The 12,040-nt window shown below is 62.7% G+C and carries 11 protein-coding genes; 1 reads left to right on the top strand and 10 read right to left on the bottom strand.

The genetic code is table 11. From position 1 onward, the window contains the following. Positions 1-147: 147 nt before the first annotated feature. The 3 genes from phaR to phaC all read right to left on the bottom strand — a co-directional run bounded on the left by phaR (position 148) and on the right by phaC (position 3,232). A complete protein-coding gene (phaR, locus tag B3D39_RS13515; RefSeq protein WP_078522837.1) occupies positions 148-696 on the bottom strand; it encodes a polyhydroxyalkanoate synthesis repressor PhaR in 549 nt (182 codons plus the stop codon). A gap of 150 nt (positions 697-846) precedes the next feature. Continuing rightward, positions 847-1,296 (bottom strand): phasin, PhaP, encoded by a 450-nt coding sequence (locus B3D39_RS13510; protein WP_078542726.1) that lies wholly within the window; start codon positions 1,294-1,296, stop codon positions 847-849. A gap of 142 nt (positions 1,297-1,438) precedes the next feature. Beyond that, positions 1,439-3,232, bottom strand: a complete 1,794-nt coding sequence (gene phaC, locus B3D39_RS13505; RefSeq protein ID WP_078522835.1) for a class I poly(R)-hydroxyalkanoic acid synthase — start codon at positions 3,230-3,232, stop codon at positions 1,439-1,441. 110 nt (positions 3,233-3,342) lie between these two features. On the opposite strand from phaC, the gene phaZ reads away from it, so the two are divergent. Next, positions 3,343-4,653: a polyhydroxyalkanoate depolymerase gene (gene phaZ, locus B3D39_RS13500; protein WP_274963076.1), complete on the top strand. Its 1,311-nt coding sequence runs from the start codon at positions 3,343-3,345 to the stop codon at positions 4,651-4,653. A gap of 75 nt (positions 4,654-4,728) precedes the next feature. Here phaZ and B3D39_RS13495 read toward each other — a convergent pair whose 3' ends face one another. From B3D39_RS13495 to B3D39_RS13465, 7 genes are all read right to left on the bottom strand, one after another. Beyond that, entirely contained in the window at positions 4,729-5,328 is a 600-nt protein-coding gene (locus tag B3D39_RS13495; RefSeq protein WP_274963077.1) for a thermonuclease family protein, read from the bottom strand. Positions 5,329-5,471: 143 nt separating this feature from the next. Continuing rightward, positions 5,472-6,182, bottom strand: coding sequence for an alpha/beta fold hydrolase (locus tag B3D39_RS13490; protein ID WP_274963078.1), 711 nt, complete (start codon positions 6,180-6,182; stop codon positions 5,472-5,474). A gap of 97 nt (positions 6,183-6,279) precedes the next feature. Beyond that, positions 6,280-7,023, bottom strand: a complete 744-nt coding sequence (locus tag B3D39_RS13485; RefSeq protein WP_274963079.1) for an alpha/beta hydrolase — start codon at positions 7,021-7,023, stop codon at positions 6,280-6,282. Positions 7,024-7,095: 72 nt separating this feature from the next. Further along, the gene (locus B3D39_RS13480; protein WP_274963080.1) at positions 7,096-8,067 is read right to left on the bottom strand and encodes a DUF808 domain-containing protein; all 972 of its coding nucleotides are present in this window, start codon (positions 8,065-8,067) and stop codon (positions 7,096-7,098) included. Between the two features lie 143 nt (positions 8,068-8,210). After that, on the bottom strand, positions 8,211-9,728 hold the full coding sequence (gene gatB / locus B3D39_RS13475; protein WP_274963081.1) for an Asp-tRNA(Asn)/Glu-tRNA(Gln) amidotransferase subunit GatB: 1,518 nt from the start codon (positions 9,726-9,728) through the stop codon (positions 8,211-8,213). A gap of 86 nt (positions 9,729-9,814) precedes the next feature. After that, entirely contained in the window at positions 9,815-10,228 is a 414-nt protein-coding gene (locus B3D39_RS13470) for a hypothetical protein (protein WP_078571758.1), read from the bottom strand. Positions 10,229-10,369: 141 nt separating this feature from the next. Continuing rightward, positions 10,370-12,040: DUF3458 domain-containing protein (locus B3D39_RS13465; protein ID WP_286789793.1), on the bottom strand; the 1,671-nt coding region annotated here is incomplete at its 5' end.

The following is a 12,040-nucleotide window of genomic DNA, read 5'->3' as shown; positions in this document are numbered from 1 at the left end:
CGGGATATTTCGGCCAAGCCGAAGCTGAAAGCCTCGTGCGCGTTCGTGTTGGCAAAAATATCCCGGGGGTGAGGTGCGCAGCACCGAGGGGGCAGAGCCCCCCTTGGCTATGGGCCAAGAAAAAGGCGCCGCTCGGGCGCCTCTCACTTACATCTTGTTGAGCTTGCTCTGCAGATCGGCGAGCTGTTTCTTGATCGAGTCCAACTCGCCGCGATCATCGCCGTCATCAGGCGCGGGGCCGGACGAGCCTGCCGTGCCCCAGCCGGCCATCATGTTCTGCAAGAAGGCCTGTTGCTGCGCCTGCAGCGCCTCGAAACCCGGCATCGAGGCCATGGGATTCGGCATCTTGTTCATGTTCTCGAGCATATGCGAGTGCCCCTCGCGCAGCATCTCGAAGCTGGCTGCGAGGAATTGCGGCACCACCGATTGCGCAGCCCCCGTATAGGAGCGCACCAGATCGGTCAGCACGTCGACCGGCAGGACATTCTCGCCGCGGCTTTCGTGCTCGGCCACGATCTGCAGCAGATATTGCCGCGTCAGGTCGTCGCCCGATTTCAGATCGACAATCTGCACCTCGCGCCCGTCGCGGATGAATTTCGCGATGTCTTCGAGCGTCACGTAATCGCTGGTCTCGGTGTTGTAGAGACGGCGGCTGGCGTAACGCTTGATCAGCAAGGGCTTTTCGTCTTCGGCCATGTGATGCGATCCTCCCCGGATTGTGCTTGTGCAGCGATTGTGTGACGCCGCGCTGCCAAAAGCAATAAAAGAAAAAGGGCGCGCCACGAGGGCGCGCCCGAGATACGCGAGGCCGACTGGGAGGAGGAAGCCGGTGCCCGCGGTGAATTCTTACTTCGCAGCCGCCGTGGCTTTCTTCGTCGCAGCGGTCATGTCGGCGGTCGCCTTCTTGACGTTTGCGGAGGCTTCTTCCGACATGTCCTTGCCGGCAGCCATCATCAGCTCGACGGTGTCCATCTGAACCTTTTTCGCGATTTCAGCGAAAGCGGCCATGTTTTCGGCAGCCATCTCGGCGGAAGCCGACGCGAAGTCGCTCATCGCCTTGGCGTAATCGGCGGGCTCTTCCTTGGTTTTGGTCAGGTCGCCCATCTTGTCGATGGTGCCCTTGGTCCATTTGGTCGAGATTTCGGTCGACTTGCCGGCAGCTTCAAGCGCCACTTGCGACATCTTCTCGCCCAGAGCCGCTTGCGATTTGAAAGCGTCTTGGAATTTCGAGGTGTCGACGGGGAAGGACGCCATCATGTCCTGCATGATCTTGGTGTAGTCTTGGGTCTTAGCCATGTGAGTGCTCCGTTGGGTTGGGGCCCGTGGTCTGGAACGTTGGCGGGGCCCTTTGGGTTACGCTACGTATATACATGCTGCGGCGCAGCATTTCAAGAGGAGAATTGCTGCGCCGCAGAAACTTTCAACCCAAGCGGGAAAGTTATATCTTAACTATCTCTTTGACATAAGTGCCGGGCGCATCAGCCAAAACCGGGTGATCTGCATCGCCGGGCTGGCGTGCGGGCACCATCGCGCCGGACTTCTTGGCCAGCCATTCGCCCCAGCGCGGCCACCAGCTTCCCTCGTGGAACTCCGCCTGCGCTTTCCACTCGTTGGGATTCGCGACCGGGGCTTCGGAGGTGTAGTGGCCGTATTTCTTCTTGCTGGGCGGGTTCACGATCCCGGCGATATGGCCCGACTGCGACAGGATGAAGGTCTTGTCCTTCGATCCCATCTTCGCGACCCCGTTGAACGAGGCGACCCAAGGCGCGATGTGGTCGGTCTCGCAGGCGATCGCCATCAGCGGCACGTTCACGTCCGAGACCTTGACCGTCTCGCCCAGCACCTCGAAGCCGTCGCGCGCGAAGCGGTCCTTCTGGCAGAGCCCGCGCAGATACTCGACCGCCATCTTGCCCGGCAGGTTCGTCGAGTCGCCGTTCCAGAACAGCAGATCGAAGGCGGGCGGGGATTCCCCCATCATGTAGCTGCGGATCGCGGGCCGATAGATCAGGTCGTTCGAGCGCAGATAGGAGAAGGTGCGCGACATGAAGTAGCTGTCGAGCACGCCGTCGGCCTTGCATTGCCGCTCGATCCCGTCGACGAAATCGTCTTGCAGGAAGACCGCGAATTCGCCCTGATCCGAGAAGTCGGTGAGCGTGGTGAAGAAGGTGGCCGAGTTGATCGACTTGTCCTTGCGCTTGTTCAGTAGGCCCAGCGTCAGCGACAGCGTGGTGCCCGCGATGCAATAGCCGACCGCGTTGACCTTCTTCTCGCCGGTGATCTTCTTCACCTCGTCGATCGCGGTCAGATAGCCCTCCTGCACATAGTCATCCATGCCGACATCGGCATAGCTCTGATCGGGGTTCTTCCAGCTCACCACGAAGAGGGTGAAGCCCTGATCGACGATCCAGCGGATCAGCGAGTTCTGCGGCTTCAGGTCCATGATGTAGAAGCGGTTGATCCAAGGCGGGAAGATCACCAGCGGGGTCTTGTGAACCTTTTCGGTGGTCGGCGTGTACTGGATCAGCTCGAACAGGCGGTTGCGATAGACCACCGCGCCCTCGGCGGTGCCGATATTCTCGCCCACGGTGAAGGCGTCCTTGTCGGCCAGCGTCACCAGCAGGTCGCCGCGGTTCGCTTCGATGTCGCGCACGAGGTTCTCGAGCCCTTTCACGAGGCTCTCGCCCTCGGTCTCGATCGCCTTCTCCAGCGCGTCCGGGTTGGTGGCGAGGAAATTGGTCGGCGCCATCAGGTCGATGATCTGGCGCGAGAAGTAGTTCAGTCGCTGACGGTCCACCGGATCGAGATCGTCGAGCTTGTCGACCGCCTCTTTCACGCCTTTGGCCGCGATCAGATACTGCTGTTTGATGTAGTTGAAATAGGGGTGGCTGTCCCAGAGCGGATTGGCGAAGCGCGGGTCGGACGGGCCGGGATCTTCCGGTGGGCGGAACGCGCCCTTGGCGAGCGCCTCCTGCGCTTCGAGGTAATGCTTCATCGCCTGACCCCAGTAATTCACCTGGGCTTCGAGGATTTTCGAGGGCTTTTCGAGCCACTCGTTCATCATGGCGGCAGAGGACGTCATGTAGAGATCGGCGCCGGGGCCTTCGAGGGCCGGGTTCATCGGTCGCTTATGCGCGATCGCATCGACCATGCGCTCGGTCAGTTCTTCGATGCGGGCCAGATTGTCCTGCATTTTCTGCGACGCAGCAATTTTGTCCGTCTCCTCGGTTGTCATAAATGATATTCCTCCCTATCCTCTGCACCAGCATAATATCGCCGCAGTCTTGGGGTAAAGCGGCGTTTCCATTGCCGAGTGAGTGCGTGGCCCGCCCCGAGGAGTTGTATATGAAAACGATCATGTCCTACGACCTGATGGAGACCTTCAGGAACACGAACGAGTGGATGGGCGCCTCGGCGCGCGCCATGGCGTCCTACCCGGTCTGGGGTCTCGCCCCGCATCCGATGTTCAAGATCATGTCGGCCTGGGGCCGTGTGACGGAGCGCTCGTTCGCACGGATGGTGATCAAGCCCGACTGGGGCATCCATTCGATCGCGGCCGAGGACGGGCGCGATCACCTCGTCGAGGTCGAGACCGTGCTCGACAAGCCCTTCGGCAGCCTCGTGCATTTCAACGTCCATGGCCGCGAGCCGATGGAACGGCGCATCCTGCTGGTGGCGCCGATGTCGGGCCATTACGCGACGCTGCTGCGCTCGACCGTGGCCTCGCTGCTGCCCGATGCGGACGTGTGGGTGACCGATTGGCATAATGCGCGCGATATCCCCGTTTCCGAAGGCAAGTTCGATATCGAGGACTACACCCTCTACCTTGTCGATTTCATGAAGAAGATGGGCCCTGACTGCAACGTGATCGCCGTGTGTCAGCCCGCACCGCTCGCGCTGGCCGCGACCGCCTATCTGGCCGCTGAAGACCCCGCCGCGCAGCCGCGCACGCTGACCCTGATCGGCGGGCCGATCGATCCCGATGCGAAAGCGACCGAGGTCACCGATTTCGGGCGTCGCGTCACGATGGGCCAGCTCGAGCAGATGGTGATCCAGCGCGTCGGCTTCAAATACAAGGGCGCGGGCCGTCTGGTCTATCCGGGCCTGATGCAGCTCGCCTCGTTCATCTCGATGAACATGGACAAGCATGCTCAGGCTTTCCAAGAGAAGATCTGGAGCGAGGCGCAGGGCGAAGGCTCCGAGCATGACAAGCATTACCGCTTCTACGACGAATATCTCGCGGTGATGGATATGACGGCGGAGTTCTACCTCTCGACGGTAGAGCGCATCTTCAAGGGCCTCGAGATCGCCCAGAACCGCTTCGAGGTCGGCGGCAAGATGGTCGATATCTCGAAAATCACCAAGGTCGCGGTGAAGACCGTGGAAGGCGAGAAGGACGACATCTCCGCCCCCGGTCAATGTGTCGCCGCCCTCGATCTTTGCTCGGGCGTGCCGGATTCGATGAAGCAACAACACCTCGAGCCCGGCGCTGGCCATTACGGCATCTTCGCAGGCTCCAGCTGGCGCAACAACATCCGCCCGCTGGTGCTCGATTTCATCGACGAGAACGCGGACAACCCCGCGCCGGGGAAAGGCAAGCCCGCCACCGTGACGCCGATCCGCAAGAAGCCGGTGAAGACGGCCGAGGCGGGGTGAGGCCTCGGCCTTCGCGAAATTGAAAACGCCGCTCCAAGGGGGCGGCGTTTTTCCTTAGAGAATGAATGGAGACGGTTAAGTCTTCCTTCGATTTGCCTCGAACTTGTCCCAGACATGCATGCGGCCTTTTTGTCGAGCATCGGCCAGAAACATTTTTCGACGCGCATCGCTGTGTTCGAGGTTTCGGTATTTGCCCCCGGAAAATTTTGGCCAATCAATAGCTAATCCCAATTTTACCATTTCGGCGGAGAGATCGCGCCCATCGGGCAAGTAGCAGCGCGCAACCGTTCTACCATGATGATCGGTTTCCGTCACCTCGGCGCGAATGGTGTGTCCCTTGCACAATGTATGGAGAGCCCATTTCGCTTTCTTTCCATAAGGGTGATTAAGCTCAGGCGCGTCGATGCCGAAGAGACGGATTTGGGTCCGATTGATTTTAATCGTATCGCCGTCGGTGATGTAGGCGCCGCCCGTGATCACGATGGGCTCAGCGAGATGCTTGGATGTCGATACGTCGAAGTGACTGGGCCGTTTCGCAGCTATCTGTGTAACTGAGGAGCGCTTTGGGGTCTCTCTTGACGCGGGGTGGCGTTTGCCGCCCTCCTCCTTATTTCTTGCCCAAATGACAAAAAGAAATAGCGCGAAAAAAATCGCCGCTAAGATAAATTCACCCATACCCAACCCTTCAACGCATGAAAGCTCGCCAATGCAAACCGCCCACGGTCGAGACGTTACGTTAGGTTAAGGGGTCTGGCAACTTTGCTTAAATTGCGACAGCAGGTGCGCGATAATCGAATACTTCTTTCCCGCTATTAGCCTCACGCCAACAATAAAGGCGCCTCCAGCCAGTCACGCAGGTTCTGGGTGATCTTCTCGGGTTGCTCCAGCGGGCTCAGGTGGCCTGCGCCGAGGATCAGGCGGAACTCGGCGTGGGGCATCAGCTCGGCGAGGAATTCGTGGCGGCGCGGTGGGCAGATCTTGTCGTATTCGCCGCACATCAGCAGCGCGCGGGTTTTCGTGGCGCGCAGCGTGCGTTGCAGGTCGGGGCGGCGCATCAGGGCGCGCGATTGCGCCTCGAACGTGTCGGCGCCCAAGCCTGCCGCCATCTCCAGCATCATCGCCTGAATCTCGGCGCGGCCGGGATCGGGGGCGAGGCTCTCGGCGGGGATTTCTTCCAGCATCATCTCGTCGAGCCGCCCGGTGAGCGCCTTCACGATCCGGGTTTCGCGCGCGGCGGCGATCTGCGGCATCTCGGGCAGAGGGGAGACGTCGAGCAGCGCGACCTGGCTCACGCGATCGGGGGCGCGGCGCAGGATCTCGATTGCGACGACCGCGCCCAGCCAATGCCCGACCAGTGCGAATTGCGGCGGGGCCTCGTCGAGCACGGTCTGCGCCATCTCCTCAATCGTCGCGCCACGCAGCCGCGCCACCATCACCGAACGCTCGGAGGACAGCTCTTGCAGCGGGTGCCAGAACAGCCGTGCGTCGCACATGAATCCGGGTAGAAAGACCAGCGGGTCGCTTGGCATCGCTCGAAACCTCAATCGCGGCGCGTTTTCGCGCTTCTCGCGTCGAGTGTGCCGCAAGGGCCGAGGTCAAGCAAATCGAAATGCCGCAAGCAGCGGATCACAGCCGGGCGAGCACCTCCGCCAGCGCGGTCTCGATGAGCGCGAGGCAATCGGGGTCCGAGAAGCGGTGATCGGCGCCCTTCACAAGTGTCAGGCGCATATCCTCGCCCTCGGCATGCTCCAGCAGCCGGATCGCGGTCTCGGTGCTGACGGCCTCGTCAGCGGTGCCTTGCAAGAAGCGCGTGGGGAAGGGCAGCGCCAGCGGGCTGCGCAGCACCAGCCGCTCGCGGCCCTCGTTGATCAGGCGGCGCGTGATGACATAGGGCTCGCCGTAATCCGACGGAATCGCGATGGAGCCTTCGCTCTCAAGCTTGTGCCGGGTTTCCTTGTCGAAGCTCGCCCAATAGCCGTCTTCGGTGAAATCGGGGGCGGCGGCGATGGTGACGAGGCCTGCGACTTTCTCGGGATGTTCGCGCGCCATCAGGAGCGAGATCCAGCCGCCCATCGAGGAGCCCACGAGGATCTGCGGGCCTTCGGTCTTGGCCATGATCACGTCGCGCGCATCTTCGAACCAGTCACCGATCGCGCCGTCCTCGAATGCGCCGTCCGAGACACCGTGGCCGGAATAGTCGAAGCGTAGGAAGGCGCGGCCTTCGCGCTTGGCCCAGTCCTCGAGCGCCAGCGCCTTCGTGCCTTCCATGTCGGATTTGAACCCGCCGAGGAACACCACGCCCGGCCCTTTGCCCGGCGTCAGGTTATAGGCGATGCGGCGGCCTTCTTGGGTCTCGAAATACTCGGTCATCTGCGCTCCCTGCGATCTGTTCGCGCCCAGCCTATCGGGCGGCGCGGGTGGCCTCAACCTGTCCGCCCGCGCTCAGTGCGCGGGCTTTTCCTTGCCGGTGACGGCGCGGTAGATCGGCTGGATGATCCGGGTGACGACCGGGATCAGGACGAGCCCGTAGATCAGACCGAAGATGCCGTCGAAGAACGCGGTGACGGCCCAGCTGACGAAGCCTTCGGCGGTGCCCGCCGCATGGGCTGCGGCCTCGGCCTGATGGTGGATCCAGTCGTAGGGCGCGTGCCAGCCGAGCTCTGCCAGACCGTGCAGCACGATATTGCCGCCGACCCAGATCATCGCGGCGGTGCCGATGATCATCAGCAATTGCATCAATCTGGGCATCACATGCACGATGCCACGCCCGAGTGCGCGCGTAGGTCCGAGCTTGCCATTCTCGGCCAGCCAGAGCCCCGCATCATCGGCTTTCACGATCAGAGCGACCGAGCCATAGACCACCACCGTCACGCCGATCCCGATGATCGCGAGCGCAATCGCCTCCATCCAGATCGGCTGGCCCGAGGGCAGGGCGGCGAGGCCGATCGTCATGATCTCGGCGGAGAGGATGAAGTCGGTCTTCACCGCGGATTTGACGCGTTTTTCCTCGAGATGGTCGGCGGTCTCCGCTGCGACATGGCCCTCGGCATCGGGTTCATGCGGTTTGAACAGGTGATAGACCTTCTCCGCGCCCTCAAAACACAGGTAAGAGCCGCCCAGCATCAGCAAGGGCGTGATCAGCCACGGCGCGAAGGCAGACAGCAGCAGCGCAGCTGGCAGCAGGAAGATCAGCTTGTTCTTGATCGAGCCGAGCGCGATTTTCCCGACGATCGGCAGTTCGCGAGCGGGCTTGAAGCCGTGGACATATTTCGGCGTGACGGCGGCATCGTCGATCAGCGCGCCAGCGGCTTTTGAGCCCGCCTTGGCCGCCTGACCTGCCGCATCGTCGATCGAGGTCGCCGCCACCTTGGCGATCCCCGCCACGTCATCCAGCAATGCCAGCAAGCCACTCATCGCAAACCCTTTCCCAATCACGCCCGCGTGAGCCTAGGGCGCGTCTCCCCAAGCCACAAGCGCGAAGACTTGTTCCCGAATTCTTTCCGGGCGGACATGAAAAAGGCGCCCGAAGGCGCCTTGATCGGAATTGTTCGCGAGGCTTACAGCCCCAGCTTCTGCGCGACGATCTGGTTGACCGCCTTGGGGTTGGCCTTGCCGCCCGAGGCCTTGATGACCTGACCGACGAACCAGCCAGCGAGCTTCGGATTGGCCTTGGCCTTCTCGACCTGATCGGGATTGGCGGCAATCACCTCGTCCACGGCGGCCTCGATGGCGCCGGTGTCGGTGACCTGAATCATGCCGCGCTCTTCCACGATCTTCTCGGGGTCGCCGCCTTCGGTATAGACGATCTCGAAGAGGTCCTTTGCGATCTTGCCCGAGATCTTGTCGGACTTGATCAGCCGGATGATCGCGGCAAGCTGCGCGGCATCGACCGGGCTCGACGAGATGTCGTGATCTTCCTTCTTCAGGCGGCCGAACAGCTCGTTGATGACCCAGTTCGCGGCGAGCTTGCCGTCACCGGCCTCGGCCACCACGGCCTCGAAGTAATCCGCGTTCTCGACCTCTGCGGTCAACACCGAGGCGTCATACTCCGACAGGCCCAGCTCCTTGACGAAGCGCGCCTTCTTCTCGTCGGGCAGCTCCGGCATGGACGCGCCGATATCGTCGACCCAGGCCTGCTCGATTTCCAGCGGCAGCAGATCGGGGCAGGGGAAGTAGCGGTAATCATGCGCTTCTTCCTTCGAACGCATCGAGCGCGTCTCGCCCTTGTCCGGATCGTAGAGGCGGGTTTCCTGCACCACTTCGCCGCCGTCCTCGACGATGGCGATCTGGCGACGGGCCTCGTATTCGATGGCCTGCTGAATGAAGCGCATCGAGTTCATGTTCTTGATCTCGCAGCGGGTGCCCAGATGCGAGAAATCCTGCGTTTCCTGATATTTCTCGTAAGCGCCCGGCTTGCAGATCGAGACGTTAACGTCCGCGCGCAGGTTGCCGTTTTGCATGTTGCCGTCGCAGGTGCCCAGATAGCGCAGGATCTGGCGCAGCTTGCCGACATAGGCCGCCGCTTCCTCGGGGCCGCGAATGTCGGGGCGCGAGACGATTTCCATCAGCGCGACGCCGGTGCGGTTGAGGTCCACGAAGGACATATGCGGGTCCATGTCGTGGATCGACTTGCCCGCGTCCTGCTCGAGGTGGATGCGCTCGATCCGGACCTTGCGGGCGACGCCCGGGCCCATATCGACGATGATTTCGCCCTCGCCCACGATGGGGTGGTATAGCTGCGAAATCTGGTAGCCTTGCGGCAGGTCCGGGTAGAAATAGTTCTTCCGGTCGAAGGCCGAGCGCAGGTTGATATCGGCTTTGAGGCCGAGCCCGGTGCGCACGGCTTGCGCCACGCAGAACTCGTTGATCACCGGCAGCATGCCGGGCATCGCCGCGTCGACGAAGGCCACGTTCGAGTTCGGCTCTGCGCCGAATTTGGTCGAGGCGCCCGAGAACAGCTTGGCTTTCGAGGCCACCTGCGCGTGGACTTCAAGCCCGATCACCAGCTCCCAATCCGATTTGGCACCGGCAATGACCTTGGGTTCGGGGGCTTGGAATTCGAGATGGTCGAGCATGTCCACATCCTGTCAGTAAAGGCTTGGGCAAGCTTCTAGGACAGGGCAGGGGCGGGAGCAAGAGGGCGACCGCCCCGGATTGGGGATCAGACCACCGGCACGCCGTAGGATTCGAAAATCGCGCTGAGCCGGTCGAGCGGCGGCGTGGCCTCTCGTGGCAGGTAGGCGCGACGCCCGTCGCGCAGCGTGACCATGCATTCGTCGCCCGCAAGCTTGCGCCGCCGCAGCCGCGCCGAGTCGATCTGCGCGAGCGGGAACGTGCCCAATTGCCGCCCGTTGCGATAGACTTCCATTCGCGCCGGCGTGATCCGCAGCAGCCCCGAGCGGTTGCGCATCAGCTTGTACAAAGTGAGGGCGAGATAGATCCACGCAGCGACATGAATCCATGTCGTCGCAGTCAGTTTCATTGCGCCGTAAAGCAGCGCCATCCCGAAGGCGAGGGCGAGATACCCTCCCGCCCGGCGGGCTTGGTGTCGGTATTCAAATTCATTGTCGTCCATGGTCGAGCCCATCCGCGAAATTGCGTAACGCCCGCAAGGCGCAGGCGTCCGCGTTTCGTAGCTCGCGAACCCGGCACGGATGGGCCGAAAATACGGCCAATCCGTGGTGAGAGGGGTGCGTCCGAGGGCGCTGAGCGGAAATTAGCTCAACAGACGCTGCGTCATCTCCGACAGGTCACGGCTGAGGCCCGGCTGGGCGGCGATCCGTTCCAGCTCGCTGCGCATCTTCTCGCGCCGGCCTTCGTCATAGCGCGTCCACGTCTCGAAAGCGGTGGACATGCGGGCGGCGACCTGCGGATTGACCGGATCGAGCTTGAGCAGCCAGTCGGCATAGAAGCGATAGCTCGCCCCGTCCGCGCGGTGGAAGCCCGCGTGATTGCCCGACAGCCCCGCCATCAGCGCCCGGAAGCGGTTCGGCGTCTTCCACGTGAAGAGCGGATCGCCGGTCAGCGCCTCGGCGCGCTCCAGCGCCATTTCGGGCGGGCAATTGGCCAGCTGGACGAGGAACCACTTGTCCATCACCAGCCGGTCGCCCTGCCAGCGCTCGCGGAATTCGGAAATGGCGGCGGCGTCCTGCCCGGTCTGCACCAGAGCTGCGAGCGCGCCGAGGCTTTCGGTCATGTTCTCCGCCGAGGCAAAAAGCGCCCCCGCCCGTGCCCCGCCGTCGATGCGGTTCAGGAGTCGCAGGACCGCAAGGCGCAGCGCGCGCGGACCGGCCTGCTCGGGATCGGAGCTATAGGGGCCTGTCGCTTCGGTGCTGGTGAAGATTTCGGCCAGAAGCGTCTTATGCGCGCTCGCCAGATCGCGGGCGAGCCCTTCGCGCGCCGCGTAGATCGCCGCGGGATCGGGCGTCTCGCCCTGATCGTAGAGCGCCTGCGCGATGCTGTCCTCGGAGGGCAGGTTCAGGCACAGTGCACGGAAGGCCGGATCGGCGGTCTCGTCGCGCAGGAGCGCCCCGATCGCATCGGAGAAGGACGCGTCGGTTTCCTGTCCCAGCACCCGGCCGATCAGCACTTTCTGGGCCAGCGCGCGGCCGGCTTCCCAGCGGTTGAACGGGTCGCGGTCGTGGGTCAGCAGGAAGGCCAGCTCGGACGTGTCGACGTCGCGCTCCAGCCGCACGGGGGCGGAAAAGTCGCGCAGGATCGAGGGCACGGGGCGCGTCGCGAGCCCGTCGAATGTGAAGCTCTGTTTCGCCTCGGTCATCTCCAGCACGGTGGAGGGCAGGACCTCGTCGCCATTCTCGGACAGAAGGCCGACTTCGATCGGGATGTGGCGCGGAAGCTTCTCCGAGTGGCCGGGAGTGGGGCGCGTTTCCTGTTCGAATTCAAGCGTGTACGTGCCGTCCTTGAAGCTGTCGCGCACCCGCAGGGTCGGCGTGCCCGCATCGGTATACCAGCGCTTGAACTGGCTCAGATCGCGGCCCGAGCTGTCCTCGAAGACCTTCAGCCAGTCTTCGATCGTGCAGGCCTGCCCGTCATGGCGCTCGAAATAGAGATCCAGCGCGGCGCGGTAGCCCTCTGCGCCCAGCAAGCGGTGCAGCATGCCCACGATCTCGGCGCCCTTCTCATAGACGGTCGCGGTGTAGAAGTTGTTGATCTCGCGGTAATGATCGGGGCGCGGTGGGTGCGAGAGCGGGCCGCGATCCTCGCGGAACTGTCGTCCGCGCAGCGAGAGGACATCGTCGATCCGCTTCGTCGCATGGCCGCGCATGTCGCCGGTGAACTGCTGGTCGCGATAGACTGTCAGTCCCTCCTTCAGGCACAGCTGGAACCAGTCGCGGCAGGTGATCCGGTTGCCGGTCCAGTTGTGGAA

Source organism: Thioclava sp. UBA3469 (assembly GCF_002378135.1).
In the GTDB taxonomy this organism is placed as follows: domain Bacteria; phylum Pseudomonadota; class Alphaproteobacteria; order Rhodobacterales; family Rhodobacteraceae; genus Thioclava; species Thioclava sediminum.
Note: the sequence above shows the minus strand (reverse complement) of the source record. Positions and strands in the feature narration are given on the sequence as shown.